The following is a 16,910-nucleotide window of genomic DNA, read 5'->3' as shown; positions in this document are numbered from 1 at the left end:
GGCCGTCCGGGCTGAACGCGACCGAATGGACCGCGCCCCGATGGCCGGTGAATGCGCCGACCAGTCGGTGGGTGGCGACGTCCCAGAGGGCGACGACTTCAGGGAGGGGACGCACGTCGGGGTAGCCAGGTGCACCAACCACACGCAGGACTGGTGGGAGTTCAGGACCGTCATCACCTGCGGGTGGTCGGCCGACGTCAAGGGCTCCTGGGAGACGCTGCCTCCGGGCGCGACCAAGGAGTCCCGCGGCCAGTGCAGCGGAGGCTCGGGAGTCGGCGCCATCGGCACCGACAAGCGCAACCTCAGCCAGTGACCCGACGATCATCGAAGAAGTCCCGTACGCGAAAGTCGCTGGTCAGGGCGGTGCACCAAGGAAATGACCGGCACTGAGTGAGGACGCCCGGCATCGCCCCCCCGATGCCGGGCGCCCACCTCGGGTGTCGGTTCGCGCGTTGACGTCGTACGTCCGGCCCGGGTCCCGCTTCCGGGCGCGGATGTGGGATCTCCGGTTCACCGGGGGACGCAGACCGCGTGCACCTCGACCGTGACCCGCTTCTTCTTGGAGCTGAGGAAGACGAGGCTCCACGCCTCGGGCACACCGTCCGGCGGGTCGCTGATGTCCTGGGGCGCGTTCACCTCGACGATCACGGGCTCCTCCCGGTTGTGGTCGCCGTAGTAGGCGTAGCCGCCGCTGACGGCCCGATGCCCGCGCGGGCAGACCACGTTCGTGCCGAGCACGCCGGGGGACAGGCTTCTGCTCTCCGTGACGACGGTGACCGCGGAGCCCGTCCAGCCGAACTGGCGGGCCGCCGCGAAGCCGCCCCCGGCGAGCACGCCGCCCACCGCCGCGCCCGCCGTGACCAGCCCGAGCGTCCTCGCCATCCGTGAAGCCCCACCCATGAGCGCCCTTCCCCTCTCCGCCGGTACGGCAGGACGTTAGCCGGGTCGTGTTGAGATTCTGTTGACGATCTGTGGAGGCGCCTGGAACGGCATGGAACGTCGTGGAACGCCTTCCCAGGTGTTCGGATCGAACAACCACCAACGGGGGGAACATGAGAATTCGACGTGCCTTGGCGGGGCTGATGCTGGCCGGTGGGCTGGCGACGACACTGGGGGCGGCCCCCGCGACCGCCGCCGCGGGCTCGGTCCACCTCTCGATCGAGGCCACCGGGCAGGGCGGATACCGGGCCTACTTCGTCAGCATCACCGGCTTCGCGCCCGTCGCCGTCGCCGGTCAGGGCGTCTGCGTCAACCTGTACGGCGACGACACCTTCGACCACCACCTGTTCGGCGGCTTCGGAGTCGCGTGCGGGGAGACCCTGAGCAACCCCTCGCCTGGTCGCATCAGCATCTCGTTCTATCTGGACGGCAACACACTCAACGAGGACTGGGGCGGTGACGAGGTCTTCGCCAAGGTGGACATCGGCCCGCCGTCCTCGGTGCGGCTCACGTCCAACGTGGTGCACGGGAACTACTGACCGTCACTGCTGACCGCGAGCCTTCGCCGTACAGCACCAAAGGCCCTCGCTCCGATCCGGGGGAGCGGAGCGGGGGCCTCCCGTCTGCTCGGCCCCCCGAGGCGGGGTCGGTCCTCCGTCTCGACAGTTGCTGTTGCAGGCCTGGGCGGCGGTGGATAAATGGATGGCGCCTCGCCACCCGCGACCGCATGATGGTCACGTAAAGCGATGATGTCTATCCGAGGAGTGACTGCGTGTTCGGCATTCGTTCTTTCCTGATGGCGATCACTCTCGTGCTCGCGTTCGCCGGGCCGGTGGGCGCCGCCGACGGCTTCGGTCGGTGTCCGGACGGGTATCTGTGCCTGTTCCGGGACTTCGAGGGGAACGGCACCGTCGCCTGGTTCCGGGCCGGTGCGCCGGATCTGGAGCCCTTCGGGGTCAAGGACGCGCGTTCCGCGTGGAACCGGACCGGCCGTTCCTACTGCCTCTACGCCTCTCCCGGGTACGTGGTGCACAACGCCACCGTCCCGCCGGGGCACAAGGAGAACCTCAACCCGGAGATCGCCTACAACTCCGTACGGGCCTGCTGACGCCCTGTCTGGGGCATTGGGTCTTGCGTCAAGGTTCGATGTCAACTTATGCTGCGCCGCAAGTTAAGAAACTTTCCTAACCGGGGAGGCGGTGGAGCGGCTTTCCCGGTGACCGAGGGTGTGGCGGTCGTGCTGATCGGCCCGCTGACTGTTTCCAGGAGAATCGGAGTCGTTCGTGAGGCGTAGCGCAGTAGCGAGGATCTTAGCCGTGGTGGCCGCGATGGCCCTGCCGCTGGTGGGGGTGCCGATCAGCGCCGGTGCGGCGACGGCCCGGGCCGTGGCGGCGGCCGACCCTCTGGTGTCCCAGGGCAGGACCGTGACGGCCTCCTCGGTCGAGGTCGCCGGCCTGGAGCCGGACAAGGCGGTCGACGGCAGCACGTCCACGCGCTGGGCCAGCGAAGAAGGGGTGGATCCGCAGTGGATCCGGGTGGACCTCGGCTCCGCGCACAACGTCTCCCGGGTCCGGCTCAACTGGGAGGCCGCGTACGCCGGCGCGTACCGCGTGCAGACCTCGGCCGACGGCTCCACCTGGACCGACGTCTACTCCACCACCGCCGGCGACGGCGCGATCGACGACCTCACGGTCAGCGGCCAGGGCCGGTACGTACAGGTGCACGGGACCCAGCGCGGCACCCCGTACGGCTACTCCCTGTGGGAGCTGGAGGTCTACGGAGCCCCGACCGGCGGCGGAGGCGGCGGCACCCCGGTGCAGGCCAACGGGCAGTTGCGGGTGTGCGGCATCAAGCTCTGCAACGAGAACGGCAAGCAGATCCAGCTGCGCGGCATGAGCAGCCACGGCATCCAGTGGTACAGCCAGTGCCTCAACACCGCCTCGCTCGACGCGCTGGCGAACGACTGGAAGGCCGACGTCCTGCGCATCTCCATGTACATCCAGGAGGGCGGTTACGAGACGAACCCGCGGCTGTTCACCGACCGCGTGCACTCCCTGATCGAGCTGGCCACCGCCCGCGGCATGTACGCCATCGTCGACTGGCACATGCTCGACCCCGGCGACCCGATGTACAACCTCGCCCGGGCCAAGACGTTCTTCACCGAGATCGCCCAGCGGCACAACGCCAAGAAGAACGTCCTGTACGAGATCGCCAACGAGCCGAACGGCGACGCCGTCACGTGGCCGGTCATCCGTGACTACGCCCACCAGCTCATCCCGGTGATCCGGCAGCACGACCCCGACGCCCCGATCCTGGTCGGCACCCGCGCGTGGTCGTCGCTCGGCGTCTCCGGCGGCGGCAACGAGACCGAGATCGTCAACAGCCCGGTCAACGCGGCCAACATCATGTACACGTTCCACTTCTACGCGGCCTCGCACGGCACCGAATACCTGAACACGCTCTCCCGGGCCGCCGACCGGCTGCCGATCTTCGTCACCGAGTTCGGCACCCAGAGTGCCTCCGGCGACGGGGCTGACAACTTCTCCAGGTCGCAGCAGTACCTCGACCTGCTGGCGCAGAAGAAGATCAGCTGGGTCAACTGGAACTACTCCGACGACTTCCGTACCGGCGCCGTCTTCAGGACCGGGACCTGCCCGAACGGCTCGTTCGCCGGCACGGGCAACCTGAAGGAGGCCGGGGTCTGGATCCGCGACCGGATCCGCACCGCCGACGACTTCTGATCACAGGAACGGGCGAGCGCCGAGAGCGTTCCGTACCCCCGTCACCGGGCTCAACGCCGGTGACGGGAGGTGCGGAACGCTTTTTCTTTTCCATGCCGTCCTTCGACACTCGCCTTTACAGAACGTTACCTGATCACTACGTTGAGTACGTCATCGCATGTCAGAGGCACTGTGCTGCCTCCGGTCAAGGAAAGGTCATGTTGTGCGTGCTCTTGCTCGCGTTGCTCGGACGATCGTGATCGGCGCCGCGGTCCTCGCGGTCTCGACGGTCCCCGCCCAGGCCGGCCCCCTCCAAGCGACTCCCGGCGCCCCGTCCGTCCAGCCGCCCACCGCCTCGTGCTTCCAGTTCCCGTACTTCGGTCCGAAGGGGCACGCGCACTTCGACTTCGGCCGCGAGATCGTCCGGCTCCTGGACGAGCGAGGCGTACGCGTGCGGGGCATCGCGCCCATCGAGGCCAAACCCGCCAACCGGGGCGTCTACATGCCCATCGGCTGGAAGCGGGACCACATCGACCCGTGCAACGGCGTCTACTACCCCGGTGGCTTCGCCCTCGAAGACGTCAGGAGCGGGCACGAGGCCGCCATCCACGACATCTACCTGCGCCCCGACGGGGCCCACGCGCAGGTGTCCATCGACGGGCAGCCTCAGGGCGAGCGGCTGGTGGCCACGTACAAGCTGCACGAGTTCGCCGCCGGCGTGCCCACGCCGCGCCCGCTCGAAGGCGGCGTCGGCCCCCGCCACTGGCCGTTCTACGTCAGCGCGTATCTCAGCCGCACGGTCAGGGACCTCACCGGCATCCCGCTGGCCGAGGGCGACTACCTGGCCAACCTCGACGCGGTCGTCCAGTACGTGCCGTAGCCGCGACCCCTGACCTGAGCCCCTGCCGGGCCGTGCCTCGGGGCGCGGCCCGGCACTCGCGAATCGAGAGACGACACGATGCGACTGACCAGCGCCAGCAGCCGGTGGACATGGACCGCCGGCGCCTCCATCGCCGTGCTGGCGGCCACGGTGCTCATCGGCCCCGCGATGCGCCCGAGCACTGCCACCAGCCACTGGGACGCCCCCGCCACCACCGTGAACAAGCAGATCGACGCCACCGACCTGTACGCCTTCACCAGCCCGGAACGGCAGGACACGGTCACGATCGTGGCCAATTACATCCCCTTCCAGGCGCCGCAGAAGCCCTACCAGTTCGACACCGACGCCCGCTACGAGGTGCACGTCGACGACACCGGCACCGGCCGGGCCGCCGTCACCTACCGCTGGACGTTCGCCAACAAGGCCCTGCCCGCGCCCTCCTTCGTGCGCGGGCGCGAGCGGCAGGCCGGCCCGCTCGACTCCCTGGTCGAGCAGAGCTACACGCTGACCAGGCTGCGCGACGGCAAATCGGAGGTCCTCGTCCGCGACGGGTACGCGGCCCCCACCGACCTGGGCGCCCCCGGCTACGCCGCGACGCGCCGCAAGGCCGTCCGCGACCTGCCGGGCGGCGGCAAGGTCTTCACCGGCACCGCCGCCGACCCGTTCTACTCCGACAACCGCGCCGTCAACCTGCTGCGCTTCGGGCTGCCGTTCTTCCCCGTCAAGACCGGCGTGCCGATGAACGTCAGCGCGCTCGCCCTGCAACTGCCCAAGTCGGAGCTGGCGCTCGGCGGCGACCCGGTCCGCAACCCGGTCATCGGCGTCTGGACCACGGCATCGCGCAAGTCGAGCACCCTGCTCGGCTCCGGCGCGGCCGGCTACACGCAGGTCTCGCGGCTGGGCAACCCCAACTTCAACGAAGTGATCATCCCGCTGAAGCAGCGCGACCACTTCAACACCCTGCGCCCGGACGGTGACGAGAGCGGCGGTCTGGTCGTGCCGTCCACCCTCGACCCCGACCAGGCCAAGGTCGTCGCCAAGCAGGCGAACGTCACCGCGCCGCCCGCGCCGCGCAAGGACCTGGAGCAGATCTACCTCACCGGCCTCACCACCAGGACCGGCGGGCCGATCAAGCAGGACCTCACCTCCCACCAGCTCAACCAGGACGCCCCGCGCACCGTCAAAGCGGAGGAACTGCGGCTCAACCTGAGCACGCCCGTCGCCGCCTCGCCCGACAAGTACGGCATCCTCAAGGGCGACGCCCAGGGCTACCCGAACGGCCGCCGTCTCATCGACGACGTCGTGACGATCAATCTACGCATGCTCCTGGGCGAACCCGCCGGTCGTGGCGCGCCCGGCCTCATCGCCGAGGACAACCCGGCGTTCCTCCTCAAACCGATCACCGACAGCTTCCCCTACCTGGCCCTGCCCGTCACCGCCGCCGGCTGACCCCCGCCACCGAGGACCTCCGATCAGATGAGTCGCCTACGGAGATTGCCGCCGCTGCTGGGATGCGTGCTGCTGGGCTGCGTCCTGGTGACCCTGTTCGCCCCCGGCGGGCTGCTGCGCAGGGACGAGCCGCCTCCCGCGCCGGCGGGCTGGTCACCGTACGACCTCGCCGGATCGATCCAGGCCGTCCAGGCCCGCCTGCGCCGTCACCCCGACGACGCGGCGGCCTGGGCGAGCCTCGGCGACATGTACCTCAAACAGAGCCGCCGCACCGCCGACACCGCCTACTACGCCAAAGCCCAGGGCGCGTTCGAACGCTCGCTGCGCCGGCCGACCGGCGACGGGCAGCCGTACATCGACGCCGTGATCGGCATGGGAGCGCTGGCCAACGCGCGGCACGACTTCGCCGGCGCCGTACGCTGGGCCGAGCGCGCCCGCAAGGCGGCGCCGTTCCGGTGGGCCCTGTACGGCGTGCTCACCGACGCCCACCTCGAACTCGGCCAGTACGAACAGGCCGAGACCGCGCTGCGCCGCATGCTCGACGGCCACCCCGACCTCGCCTCCTTCACCAGGGCCGCCCGCGTGGAACAGCTGCGCGGCCGGCCGGGCCCCGCCCGCGACCTGCTGCGCCGCGCCTGCGCGATCCCCGGCGACCCCGCCGAGTACGCCTTCTGCCAGTGGCAGCTCGGTGAGCTGGCCTGGAGCACCGGCGATCCGCGTACCGCCCGCGCCGCCTACACCCAGGCGCTGGCCGCCGACCCGGGACACGCGCCCGCCCGCGCCGGCAAGGCCCGCGCCGAGGCCGCGCTCGGCCACACCGGCCAGGCCCTGCGCGACTACGCCACCGCCGTCGTCCGGTCCCCTGCGTATGTCGTCGAGTACGGAGAGTTGCTCGAACACCTTGGGGATGTGGAGGGGGCCAGGCGGCAGTATGCCGTCTTCACCGCCCAGCAGCGGCTCCTGGCCGCGAGCGGGGGCATCGACGGCTTGGCGGCTGGTACGTTCGCGGCGAATCATGGTGATCCGGAGATCGCGGTCAGGCACTTGCGGGCCGAATGGGGACGACGTCACAGCGTCGAGGTCGCCGACGCGCTCGGCTGGGCGCTGCACCGGGCCGGGCGTCACGCCGAGGCCGCTGTTCACGCCGTCCGTGCCGACGCGCTCGGGGGGCGGAACGCGTTGTTCGCCTATCACCGGGGTGAGATCGAGCACGCGCTCGGGCACGACGCCGCCGCGCGTACCCACCTGACCAGGGCACTGTCCATCAACCCGCACTTCTCGCCGGGCGGGGCGGCGCGGGCCAGGGAGCTACTGGCGGAGACGCCGTGATCGTGGCGCTCGCCGTCGCCGTCGCGTTCGCCGCGCATCCCCTGGGGAACTTCAGCGTCAACCACTACGACGGGCTGACGATCCACCGGGACAGGATCGAGCACCTCGCCGTCGTGGACCTCGCCGAGATCCCCACCCTGCAGCAGCCGCCGACCGGTCCTCCGGACGTCCATGCTCGCCGGGCCTGCGCCGATCTGCGGGACGCGGTACGGGCCGACGCCGGTGGGCGGACGCTGAGCTGGCGGGTCACCGGCGCCTCCTTCGCCTACCGGCCGGGCGCCGCCGGGCTGCGTACCAGCAGGCTCACCTGCCGGCTCACCGCGCCCTTGCGGGTCGATCGGCCGGTGGCGCTGACCTTCGCCAACGCCTACCGGGGCGACGCCGTGGGCTGGCGGGAGATCACCGCCAAGGGGCAGGGCGTGCGGCTGCGCGACTCCACCGTCCCGGCCGGGAGCGTGTCGGGCGAGCTGCGCGACTATCCCGCCGACCTGCTCAGCTCGCCGCTCGACGTACGCGCGGCCAGGATGACGGCGGAGCCGGGCGACGGTGGCGGGTCCGCGGCGCCGGCGGGCGTGCCCGGCGTGGACGTCGTCACCCGCTACACCGGCCTGCTGGCCGACCGGCTCAACACGCTGGTCGGCGCCGATCGGCTGACCGTGCCGCTCGGGCTGCTGGCCCTGCTGGTGTCGCTCGTGCTGGGCGCCGTGCACGCGGCGATGCCCGGCCACGGCAAGACCGTCATGGCCGCCTACCTCGCCGGACGGGAACGACGGCTGCGGGACGCCGTCACCGTCGCGGCCACGGTCACCGCCACGCACACGGCGGGCGTCCTGGTCCTGGGAGTCCTGGTGACGGCCGCCGGTGCGATAGCCGGGGATGTGGTGCTGGGCTGGCTGGGGGTGGTGAGCGGACTCCTCATCACCACGATCGGCGCCGCCCTCCTTCGCTCCGCCCGCCACAACCGCCCAGGCCACGATCATGGGCACGGTCATGGACACGGACACGGGCACGGTCACGGTCACGGGCGTGTGGGGCGGTCGGGTGGTGGGGTGGTGGCGCTGGCGGTGGCCGGTGGGCTGGTGCCGAGCCCGTCCGCGCTGGTGGTCCTGCTCGGCGCGATGGCGCTGGGCCGCACCGCGTTCGGCGTCCTGACCGTGGTCTGCTACGGGCTCGGCATGGCGGCGACGCTGCTGGTCACGGCGCTCACCCTGCGCAGGCTGGGCGGTCTCGCCGTCGCGGGCCGGATGCGGCGGTTGCGCCCGTACAGCGCCGCCATGACCGCCGCACTCGTCCTGCTCGTGGGACTGGGGGTCACCGTGCGCGCGGTGGCCGCGCTCGTATGAAGATCCCTCCCGCCCGTGAGGCCGGTCGCGGAAGCGGGTACTAAGGGAATCCGACTGACGGGCAGAAAGGTTGAAGATGGCTATGTCAGACGAGACTGTGGAGCTCAGCCCCAGCGACTGGGTACGCGAGCAGACGGAGAAGATCCGTGAGACCGGCACCACCGACGGCATCCTGATCCAAGGCGCGCCGATCGTGCTGCTGACCTTGCGGGGTGCGAAGACGGGCAAGCTGCGCCACACCCCGGTGATGCGGGTGGAGCACGAGGGCAGCTATGCGGTGGTGGCGTCCAAGGGCGGTGCTCCCAAGCACCCCACCTGGTACTACAACATCAAGGCGCACCCCGAGATCACCTTGCAGGACGGCACCGTCACCCATGACTACGTCGCGCACGAGGCCGAGGGCACCGAGCGGGCGGAGTGGTGGGAGCGGGCGGTCGCGGTCTTCCCGTCGTACGGCGAATACCAGCAGAAGACCGACAGGCAGATCCCCGTCTTCGTGCTCGACCCGAAGTAACCGACGAACCGGCGGGCGCGGCACCCGCGCCCGCTCGGTCGCCCGAAGGTCAGCCGGCGACCGGGAGGGCCGTCTCGCCGGGCTTCGCCGTCGGACGCCAGCCGAGCTCAGGGCCCAGCTTCGTGGCGATGTCGGTGAGGATCTGCACGTAGTCCTCGTGCTCGAACGTGAACGGCAGCGCGAACGCGACCTCGTCGATCTCGCGGAAGGCGGCGTGCGCGTACAGCAGCTCGGCGATCTCGGCGGAGCTGCCCACGAGGTCGGGCGCGAACATCATCCGGGCCGGGCCCTGCGGCTCCGCGGTGCGGGGCAGGCGCTTGGCGGCGTACTCCTCGTACTTGGCCCGCTGCTGCGGCGTGGCCGAGTCCGTGGGGATGACGACCAGCCCTTGGGAGACGCGGGCCCGCTCGCCGTCGGGGTGCGCGGCGCGGAACGCCCGTACGTGGGAGAGCTGGATCTCGGCGAAGTCCTCGGACTCTTCCGCCTTGACGACGCTGCTGGTCAGCAGGTTCATGCCGTGCTCGCCCGCCCATCGGGCCGAGCGGAGGCTGCCGCCGCCGTACCAGAGCCGAGAGCCCAGGCCGGGCGAGTGCGGCTGGACGCGGTCGGAGAAGACCTCGAAGCCCTCGGTGCCGCTGAAGTCGGTGGCGGGTTCGCCGCGGACGAAGGACAGCAGCCGGCTCACCCGCTCGTACCCGAAGTCCTGGAGGTCGGCGGTGCCGGGGTAGAGGGCGTCCTTGATCTGGTCGAAGTGGAACGGCGGGCCGACGCTGATGCCCGCGTTGAGCCGGCCGCCGGACAGGATGTCCACGGTGGCCAGATCCTCGGCGAGGCGGAGCGGGTTCTCCCAGGCGAGCGGGGTGACGGCGGTGCCCAGCTCGATGCTGGTGGTGCGCTGGGAGGCGGCGGCCAGGACGGCTACGGGGGAGGAGATGCCGTACTGCAGGTGGCGGTGGCGTACCCAGGCGCTGTCGAAGCCGAGCCGCTCGCCCAGCTCGATGATCCGCAGTGTCGATTCGTGTCCCGGGCGCGGGTCGTCCCCGTCGAACAGTCCGATGGTCAGGAAACCCAGCTTGCGTAGTGGGCGGGTGGGCAGCGGCACGGTGGTTCCTTCTCCTTGATCCTGTCCAAGGCAACCAGAAATAGGGGGAAATAATTGCGGCTTCTCCGCTTCGGGCCGCTTCGGGCGAAGCGTCACGCCGCCGCCCGCGTCACAGCCCTTCGTCAGGGCTGGGCGGGGCCGTCGAGGAGGGCTGTGGCCATGTGCTGGACCGAGCGGGTGAAGCGGCGGGGATCGCCGGGCGGTGTCATGTGGCGGATCAGGTCACCGTCGAAGACGGCGAGCAGGGCGTGGGCCAGGAAGTCGGCGTCGAGGTCGGGGCGCGCCTCGCCGAGCAGGCCGCGCAGGTGGCCGTGCCACGAGCGGTAGCTGGGGTCGCCGTACTTGTCCTCGGCGCACGCCTGCTCGTGTGCCGACAGCAGCACCGCGTTGCCCTCCGCGATGGCGCCGAGCCCGTCGAGGAAGGCGAGCAGCCGATCCCGTACGGGAGCGCCGGGCCCCAGCGGGGGAGGGCCGTCCGCGATCCCGTCGCGCAGGTCGCGTGACCGTTCCTCCAGCAACGCCTGGAGCAGGCCCGCGCGGCTGCCGAAGCGGCGGAACACGGTGCCCTTCCCGACCCCGGCGAGCGCGGCGACGCGGTCGATCGAGACGTGCTCCCCGCCGCCTTCGTGCAGCAGCTGCTCGGTCGCCCGCAGCACCGCCCGGCGGTTGCGGGCCGCGTCGGCGCGTTCGGTGCGGTGCTGGGCCATGCGCGCTCCCGATGAGGTGGACTGTCGGTCCGCTTATGTTACCGTGTGGCTCAAGCGGACCAAGAGTCCGATTGCGTTCTCATGAGGAGCTGTTGATGCACATGCGCGCGCTCGTCGTCGATCCCGGCGCTCCCGGTTCCCTGCGGCTCGGGACGGCCGCCGAACCTCACCCCAGCCCCGGCCAGGCCGTGATCGAGGTGCGGCACATCTCGCTCAATCGTGGCGAGGTGGTGTTCGCCGGCAGCCGCCCGCCCGGCACCGTCCACGGGTACGACGCCGCCGGCGTCGTCGTGCGGGCAGCGCAGGACGGTACGGGGCCGGCCGCCGGCGCCAGGGTCGCGGCCTTCGGTGCCGGCGCGTGGGCCGAGCGGATGGCCGTGGACACCACCGCCGTGGCCGAGGTCCCGGAGCGAGTCGATCTCGCCGACGCCGCCGCGCTGCCGATGGCCGGCGTCACGGCGCTGCGCACGTTGCGTTCCCGGCCCATCCTGGGACGGCGGGTCCTGGTCACGGGCGCCGCCGGCGGGGTCGGCCGGTACGCCGTCCAGTTGGCCGCGCTGGGCGGTGCGCACGTCATCGCCTCGGTGGGCTCCGCGGAGCGCGCCGACGGTCTGGCCGCGCTGGGCGCGCACGAGGTGGTGATCGGGCTGGAGGGCATCGACCGGCCGGTCGATCTCATCCTCGACAACGTGGGCGGGCCGCAGCTGGTCGCGGCCTGGGACCTGCTCGCGCCGGGCGGCAGCCTGCGGAACATCGGCTGGGCCTCCGGCGAGCCGGCCGTCTTCGCGCCGTACTCGCTGCTGTCCATCGGCCCGCCCAAGACGATGAGCACGTACGGGGACGTCCGCGACGTCGGCCCCGACCTGGCGACCCTGCTGGACCTCGTGGCCGCGGGCCGCCTCTCGCCCGAGGTGGACTGGCGCGGATCGTGGCAGCGCGTCACCGAGGCCGCCCAGGCGCTCCTCGACCGGCGCATCGCCGGCAAGGCGGTTCTCGACCTGGACCTCGACCCGGCCGCCTGACCATCCCGGCTGACCCCCGCGTACACGCCCGGGATGGCCGGATGCGGCCAGTTCGCGTGAGTGGCGGGCCCGTGAGCAGCGCGGACAGCGGACTTAACGGCGAGCTGATCCCTTACTAAGCGCCCGTGCCGTCGCCGCCTAAGCGCCTCGTACTACTCCGAAGTCGTAGCAACAGGCGAAAGGGGACCAGCATGACCACACTGCAGAACGAACCGGCCGACCTCAAGGTCACTCCGAACCTGTCGGTCTTCGAGCCGCCGGGCAACACGCCGTCCAACCTGGTCATCCGGCGCTCCGTCACCCCGACGTTCCTGGTGGCGATGGAGTTCGAATTCGTCTCGCAGCTGATGATCTCGATGACCGGCAGCTTCAGGTACGAGATCCAGTACTTCGCGGACATCTTCGGCCCCGGCGCCGACGTGAGTCTGGGCACGGTACGCAAGACCACCGTGCTGGGTCAGCCCAAGTACTCGGCGACCCTGCCGGTCAACCAGGAGACCGGCCTGACCGTGTCCGCCTCGATGCTCGCCGACGGGGTGTACCGGCTCAGTGCCGTCGTGACCTTCCTGACCCTCGCAACCCCACCGACGCTGGTCGCCATGACGGCCTTCGCCGAGGGGCCGGCCATCCAGGTCATGCCGTAGGGCACACCTCGCCCGGCCGCCCCGGAGCGTCGCGGGCGGCCGGGCTCCACCCCGCCGCATGAAAGGGCGCGCAGCAGCATGGACGACCTCACCAAGATCGAGACAATCGGGACGAAGATCGCGACCAGGTTGGCCGGAGTGGGAGTCACCAGCTACAAGGAACTGGCCGACCACTCCGCGGCCGAGCTCATCTCGTTGCTGCCAGGCGTGGCCGGCCTGACCCGCGACCGGGTCGAGGGCTGGCGGCGGGACGCTCTGCGCCTGACCGAGACGGCGCCGGCGGAGGTGTCCGACGGGGGCGGTTCCGGGCAGCATGACGAGAGCTACGTCATCCGGGTGCTGGTCAACGAGCGCGACGGATCCATCAGGGCGACGACCATGGAGCACGTCGGCACGGGCGCGGAGGATCGCTGGCCCGGCTGGGACCCCGGCCGGGTGCTCGCCTTCATCGGCGAACACGTCAAGGAGGAGCCGGCCGCCTCCTCGGAGCCGGCGCCCGGCGCGCGGGTGAAACCGATCATGGGCGCCGTGGCCCACCTCGGCCTCGGGACGCGCGCGCTGCCCGCCCTGCGGCCCTTCACCGTGACGGTCACGCTCGACCTCCGCGAGGCCGGAGCCCTCGTCTATGACGTGGTCCTGGCGGCCAGGCTGCTCGACGGCGGCGGCAAGTCCGTGCTGGCCTCGGAGAGCGGCTCGCTGGAGCCGGGAGAACGCAGCCTGTCGGTGACCGCCCAGGCGCCGCCACCGGGCAGGTACCGGCTCGACGCGGCCGTCAGCCTGCGCCGCGCGGGCGAGAACGAGATCGCCGGCCTGGCCGCGGCGGTGGAGAACCTCCCGATCGACGTGCTGCCGGGCTGAACGTCAGACGTGCGGCCGGGCCCGAGGGCCAGACGTGCTGCCGGGCGCGAGGGCCAGAGGTGCCGCTTGGCCGGACGTCAGGCGGACGTCTCCCAGTCGATGCCGCTGTCGCGCAGCCACCGGCTCTCGTGCGGCGACACCTGTGACAGCCGCGGCGCGTCCGGAGCGACCTCGACGGATGAGACGCGCACGCCGCCACTGGAGCCGGCGTGGGGCACGTCCTCATCCCCTGGCACCAGCACCTGCTTGTCGTAGTTCGGCGGCCAGCGCAGCCGGATCCGGCGTCCGCACCGCGGGCAGGCCCACACCTCCAGCCCGGGCTCGATCCGCTCGACCACCACCATCTCGTGCGTCGTCACCAACGAGTTCGACCTCCTCCGCACATTACGGCGAGTGTTGCCGGGCAGATGGTCGTTAAACGGACGGCGAGGCGCTAAACGTCTTCTCTGCGGCGGATGCGCTCGTACAGCTCGATGGTCTCGGGGGTGGGGCCGACGCCGAGCTCCTCGTCGAGGACGCGGACGCACGCCTGGTACTGGATCAACGCGAGATGTTGCAGGCCCTGCCGGCTGTAGCAGGTCATGAGGCGGCGGTGGGCGTCCTCGCGGCACGGGTCGAGGTCGATGATGTCGCGGCACAACTCCGCGCCGGCGGCGTGGTGGCCGAAGAGCACATGGAGCCCGCTGAGGCGTTCGAGCGCTTCGAGGTGCGCCAGCCGCAGCCGCTCGCGGAGCACGACGAGCCAGTCCTCGTAGGGCACGTCGGCCAGCAACTCGCCCCGGTACAGCCCGACGGCGCGTTCGAAGGAGCGCAGCGCCTCGTCGGGGTTGCCGCCGTTCTGCAGGTGGCGCCCGCGCTCGACCTCCGCGTCGAACACGTCGATGTCCACCCACAGCCGCAGGCCGGCGTGGAAGCGGTACGCGCCGTCCGCGAGCACGATGACCGGGGTCTCGGTCTTCGTGCGCAGGACGCGGCGGACGGAGTGGATGGTCACGTTGAGGTTGTTGCGGGCCGGGCCGGGCTCCGCCTTCGGCCAGAAGAGGTCCATCAACTGTTCGCGTCGCGGCCAGGGGTCGCGATGGGTGACGAGGTAGGCGAGCAGAGACCGGCAGCGACCCGCGGGCCAGCCCGTCACCTCCCGGTCGTCGACGCTCACACAGAGCGGCCCGAGCAGATGGATCGCCAGCCGGGGCGCGTCCGCAGGAGCCGGTCCGGCGGGTGCCAGTGCGATGGGTGACGGTTCAGCGCTGGACGGTGCGGCGGGTGACGGTATGGCGAGGGGCGGGGCGGCGGGCGGTGGTCCGGGTACGGGCTCGGCGGCAGGACGGGGCGGATGCGCGGGCCGCGCCGAGCGGCGGGTGAGCCATCGCCGAGCCGGGGCGGCCCCGCCGGCCATCCGCGCCGGCGGCGGCAGCCGTACCCACGGACCCGGCTCGTGCAACCGCCGCGGGAAGTCCGTGACCAGCCGCAGCACCTGGTCGAGCGTCCGGCGTTCCTCCTGCTCCAGCGCGGCGAGCGCCACGCTGTGCGCCTGCCGCCGCAGGCGCAGCTCGTACGCCTGCTCCACCAGCCGCGCGGATTCGCCCAGCACGGCCACGGGCACGCCCGAGTCCTCAGGCCGCCGGCTCAAGGCGTGGCGGAAGTCGGCCAGCGCGGTTTCCTGGTCGCCGGCCCGCAGCGCGAGCATGCCCCGGTGCCAGAACGACCAGAACGTGAGCGAGGACCTCGCCTCCCCGGCCGGCGCGTCCTCGGCCAGCGCGCACGCGACGGCGGCACGGGCGGCCGCCTCCCGCAGGTCGCCGCGCTGCGCGGCCAGCACGCTCTCTCCCATCACGCACCGGCAGGCGGAGCCGGGGTCGCCCGCGCGGCCGAAGGCGCCGGCGGCGACGGCGAAGGACCTCCTGGCCACCTGGTCCTGCCCGCGTGCGGCGGCGATCTCGGCCCGGCCGTAGGAGAGCTCCGGGTACGCCGCCACCACCTCTTCCGGCAGGCGCGTCAGCCAGCCGTCGAGTGTGCGCCACCGCCCGAGGCCGACGAGATCACCGGCCTGACCGGCGACGAGCCTGGCGGCGGCCTCGTGCTCGCCGAGGTTGAGGTGAAGATCGACCGCCTGCTCCAGGCCGCCATGACGGAGTAGCCAGTCCGCGCATTCGCGCACCGCCGCCGGCCCTGGCCGGGCTCTCGCCCCAGCCCTTCCCGAGACGAGCACCCGGCGCCAGCAGCCACGTACGCGATTCCAGCCGCCCTCCAACGGCTGCAGCCATGGGCCGCCGGGCGCCGGCAGCTCAGGGGGCACGTACCCGACGAGGCCGGCCCGGCCCAGAGCCGCCAGGGAGGGGCCGTCGTACTCCTCCAGCAGCGCCTCTCCCAGCACGGTCAGCGGCGCGCGGCCCGATCGTCCCAGGCGCTGCGCGGCTCGGCCGCCGCCCAGCCGGTCGAAGAGCGCCCGTACCGCCTCCAGCACGGCCGCGCGTCCGCCGGCCATCCGCCGCACCCGGTGGCGGACGGCGGCGGGCAGGCCGGGCAGCGTGGCGTCCATCCACTGCTCCACCACTGCCCTGGACAGGCGCAGGTCCTTCGGCGTTCGATAGGCCGCGTAGCCCGCCGCAGGCGCGGCGGCCAGCCTGTCCCGGGTGAGCAGGACGACGGCGACCTCGCGCCCCAGCACGGGGATCAGGCAGCGGTTGACCAGCCCCAGCGCGGGCGACGCGCCGGCCAGCACATGGGCGTTCTCCAGGACCACCGCGCCACCACCGAGCAGCCCGCCCAGTTCCTCGCCGAGAGCGCGGTAGATCGGCTCCCAGCCGCGCACCGGGCCAGGATGCCGCCGCATGAGCGCGAGGACGCTCTCACCGAAGCCCGGATCGATCCGGCGGGTGGCCTCGACGAGCAGCAGCGCCAGGGTCGCGGGGTCGCTGTCCTCTGGGCCCAGGCGAGCCCACAGCAGTTCGCCGGTGCGCGCGCCGAGCGCGGCGATCAGCCCCTCCGTCAGCAGGTAGCCGGACGGCGCCTCCAGGACGACCGCTCCGCCACGGGCCGCCGCCGCGAACTCGTCGCGTTCGTGCTCGGGACCGCCGCGCGCCGGCGGCATGATCTTCGCTGCGAGAGTCATTCTCCCCCTTGGCCAGGACGAAGCGTCCATCCCATGCGGGACGCGCGTTCACGGGCTGACGCTGGAGGGGGCCCGGCTGCATCATCATCGCCCCGCCGGGGATGACGTACCAGGCAGCATCCGCTCACCTTCGAGGCGGCGGCGCGGAGCCGGTGGTCGCGCTGGGCATCGACCTGCTCCGGTGCGAGACTGTTCGGCGTGGAAGCTGAGCACAATCCGCTGATGCCGCAGATGCGGCTGGACGAGCTGCTGGCGGAGCTGCAGGTCCGGCTGACCGCCGTGCTGGCCACC

Annotated in this window: 17 protein-coding genes and 1 pseudogene; 12 read left to right on the top strand and 6 right to left on the bottom strand. The window is 71.8% G+C overall.

Annotated elements, in window-relative coordinates; genetic code table 11:
- Position 1 precedes the first annotated feature (1 nt).
- A pseudogene (locus tag AB0C27_RS47655) lies at positions 2-64 on the bottom strand (hypothetical protein); the annotation flags it as partial.
- On the opposite strand from AB0C27_RS47655, the gene AB0C27_RS47650 reads away from it, so the two are divergent.
- Positions 41-313, top strand: coding sequence for a hypothetical protein (locus AB0C27_RS47650; RefSeq protein ID WP_357860357.1), 273 nt, complete (start codon positions 41-43; stop codon positions 311-313). The pseudogene AB0C27_RS47655 and the gene AB0C27_RS47650 sit on opposite strands and share 24 nt — an antisense overlap.
- A 197-nt stretch (positions 314-510) precedes the next feature.
- Here AB0C27_RS47650 and AB0C27_RS47645 read toward each other — a convergent pair whose 3' ends face one another.
- Positions 511-882, bottom strand: coding sequence for a hypothetical protein (locus AB0C27_RS47645; protein WP_357859957.1), 372 nt, complete (start codon positions 880-882; stop codon positions 511-513).
- Positions 883-1,052: 170 nt separating this feature from the next.
- On the opposite strand from AB0C27_RS47645, the gene AB0C27_RS47640 reads away from it, so the two are divergent.
- From AB0C27_RS47640 to AB0C27_RS47605, 8 genes are all read left to right on the top strand, one after another.
- Entirely contained in the window at positions 1,053-1,478 is a 426-nt protein-coding gene (locus AB0C27_RS47640) for a hypothetical protein (protein ID WP_357859955.1), read from the top strand.
- A gap of 233 nt (positions 1,479-1,711) precedes the next feature.
- Complete coding sequence (locus AB0C27_RS47635) at positions 1,712-2,047, top strand: peptidase inhibitor family I36 protein (RefSeq protein ID WP_357859953.1); 336 nt, start codon at positions 1,712-1,714, stop codon at positions 2,045-2,047.
- Positions 2,048-2,255: 208 nt separating this feature from the next.
- The gene (locus tag AB0C27_RS47630; protein WP_357859950.1) at positions 2,256-3,680 is read left to right on the top strand and encodes a cellulase family glycosylhydrolase; all 1,425 of its coding nucleotides are present in this window, start codon (positions 2,256-2,258) and stop codon (positions 3,678-3,680) included.
- A gap of 202 nt (positions 3,681-3,882) precedes the next feature.
- Positions 3,883-4,539, top strand: a complete 657-nt coding sequence (locus tag AB0C27_RS47625; protein WP_357859947.1) for a hypothetical protein — start codon at positions 3,883-3,885, stop codon at positions 4,537-4,539.
- Positions 4,540-4,617: 78 nt separating this feature from the next.
- On the top strand, positions 4,618-5,988 hold the full coding sequence (locus AB0C27_RS47620) for a DUF4331 domain-containing protein (protein ID WP_357859945.1): 1,371 nt from the start codon (positions 4,618-4,620) through the stop codon (positions 5,986-5,988).
- A gap of 27 nt (positions 5,989-6,015) precedes the next feature.
- Positions 6,016-7,317 carry a tetratricopeptide repeat protein gene (locus AB0C27_RS47615; RefSeq protein ID WP_357859942.1) on the top strand — a complete coding sequence of 434 codons (1,302 nt, stop codon included), beginning with the start codon at positions 6,016-6,018 and terminating at the stop codon, positions 7,315-7,317.
- On the top strand, positions 7,314-8,660 hold the full coding sequence (locus AB0C27_RS47610) for a High-affinity nickel-transporter (RefSeq protein WP_357859939.1): 1,347 nt from the start codon (positions 7,314-7,316) through the stop codon (positions 8,658-8,660). Before AB0C27_RS47615 ends, AB0C27_RS47610 begins: the two co-directional genes overlap by 4 nt.
- A gap of 82 nt (positions 8,661-8,742) precedes the next feature.
- The gene (locus AB0C27_RS47605) at positions 8,743-9,174 is read left to right on the top strand and encodes a nitroreductase family deazaflavin-dependent oxidoreductase (protein ID WP_357859936.1); all 432 of its coding nucleotides are present in this window, start codon (positions 8,743-8,745) and stop codon (positions 9,172-9,174) included.
- Positions 9,175-9,223: 49 nt separating this feature from the next.
- On the opposite strand, the gene AB0C27_RS47600 is transcribed toward AB0C27_RS47605, so the two are convergent.
- Together AB0C27_RS47600 and AB0C27_RS47595 are read right to left on the bottom strand one after the other, a co-directional pair.
- A complete protein-coding gene (locus AB0C27_RS47600) occupies positions 9,224-10,276 on the bottom strand; it encodes an LLM class flavin-dependent oxidoreductase (RefSeq protein WP_357859933.1) in 1,053 nt (350 codons plus the stop codon).
- A gap of 122 nt (positions 10,277-10,398) precedes the next feature.
- The gene (locus AB0C27_RS47595) at positions 10,399-10,983 is read right to left on the bottom strand and encodes a TetR/AcrR family transcriptional regulator (protein ID WP_357859930.1); all 585 of its coding nucleotides are present in this window, start codon (positions 10,981-10,983) and stop codon (positions 10,399-10,401) included.
- 95 nt (positions 10,984-11,078) lie between these two features.
- On the opposite strand from AB0C27_RS47595, the gene AB0C27_RS47590 reads away from it, so the two are divergent.
- The 3 genes from AB0C27_RS47590 (at position 11,079) to AB0C27_RS47580 (ending at position 13,507) form a co-directional block, all read left to right on the top strand.
- Positions 11,079-12,005 (top strand): zinc-binding dehydrogenase, encoded by a 927-nt coding sequence (locus AB0C27_RS47590; RefSeq protein ID WP_357859927.1) that lies wholly within the window; start codon positions 11,079-11,081, stop codon positions 12,003-12,005.
- Positions 12,006-12,196: 191 nt separating this feature from the next.
- The gene (locus AB0C27_RS47585; protein ID WP_357859924.1) at positions 12,197-12,649 is read left to right on the top strand and encodes a hypothetical protein; all 453 of its coding nucleotides are present in this window, start codon (positions 12,197-12,199) and stop codon (positions 12,647-12,649) included.
- A 78-nt stretch (positions 12,650-12,727) separates the two neighbouring features.
- A complete protein-coding gene (locus AB0C27_RS47580) occupies positions 12,728-13,507 on the top strand; it encodes a hypothetical protein (RefSeq protein ID WP_357859921.1) in 780 nt (259 codons plus the stop codon).
- 77 nt (positions 13,508-13,584) lie between these two features.
- Here AB0C27_RS47580 and AB0C27_RS47575 read toward each other — a convergent pair whose 3' ends face one another.
- Together AB0C27_RS47575 and AB0C27_RS47570 are read right to left on the bottom strand one after the other, a co-directional pair.
- The gene (locus AB0C27_RS47575) at positions 13,585-13,866 is read right to left on the bottom strand and encodes a hypothetical protein (protein ID WP_357859918.1); all 282 of its coding nucleotides are present in this window, start codon (positions 13,864-13,866) and stop codon (positions 13,585-13,587) included.
- A 74-nt stretch (positions 13,867-13,940) separates the two neighbouring features.
- The gene (locus AB0C27_RS47570) at positions 13,941-16,619 is read right to left on the bottom strand and encodes a BTAD domain-containing putative transcriptional regulator (protein WP_357859916.1); all 2,679 of its coding nucleotides are present in this window, start codon (positions 16,617-16,619) and stop codon (positions 13,941-13,943) included.
- Between the last annotated feature and the right edge of the window lie 291 nt (positions 16,620-16,910).

The organism is Nonomuraea sp. NPDC048882, assembly GCF_040649755.1.
Classification (GTDB): Bacteria; Actinomycetota; Actinomycetes; order Streptosporangiales; family Streptosporangiaceae; genus Nonomuraea; species Nonomuraea maheshkhaliensis.
The sequence above is the reverse complement of the archived record's forward strand: the minus strand, read 5'-3'. Positions and strand labels throughout refer to the sequence as shown.

Coding starts and splice junctions, on each gene's coding strand:
- AB0C27_RS47590 (WP_357859927.1), top strand. CDS start 11,079: ATGCACATGCGCGCGCTCGTCGTCGATCCCGGCGCTCCCGGTTCCCTG.
- AB0C27_RS47650 (WP_357860357.1), top strand. CDS start 41: ATGGCCGGTGAATGCGCCGACCAGTCGGTGGGTGGCGACGTCCCAGAG.
- AB0C27_RS47620 (WP_357859945.1), top strand. CDS start 4,618: ATGCGACTGACCAGCGCCAGCAGCCGGTGGACATGGACCGCCGGCGCC.
- AB0C27_RS47605 (WP_357859936.1), top strand. CDS start 8,743: ATGTCAGACGAGACTGTGGAGCTCAGCCCCAGCGACTGGGTACGCGAG.
- AB0C27_RS47640 (WP_357859955.1), top strand. CDS start 1,053: ATGAGAATTCGACGTGCCTTGGCGGGGCTGATGCTGGCCGGTGGGCTG.
- AB0C27_RS47645 (WP_357859957.1), bottom strand. CDS start 882: ATGGCGAGGACGCTCGGGCTGGTCACGGCGGGCGCGGCGGTGGGCGGC.
- AB0C27_RS47595 (WP_357859930.1), bottom strand. CDS start 10,983: ATGGCCCAGCACCGCACCGAACGCGCCGACGCGGCCCGCAACCGCCGG.
- AB0C27_RS47585 (WP_357859924.1), top strand. CDS start 12,197: ATGACCACACTGCAGAACGAACCGGCCGACCTCAAGGTCACTCCGAAC.
- AB0C27_RS47570 (WP_357859916.1), bottom strand. CDS start 16,619: ATGACTCTCGCAGCGAAGATCATGCCGCCGGCGCGCGGCGGTCCCGAG.
- AB0C27_RS47580 (WP_357859921.1), top strand. CDS start 12,728: ATGGACGACCTCACCAAGATCGAGACAATCGGGACGAAGATCGCGACC.
- AB0C27_RS47615 (WP_357859942.1), top strand. CDS start 6,016: ATGAGTCGCCTACGGAGATTGCCGCCGCTGCTGGGATGCGTGCTGCTG.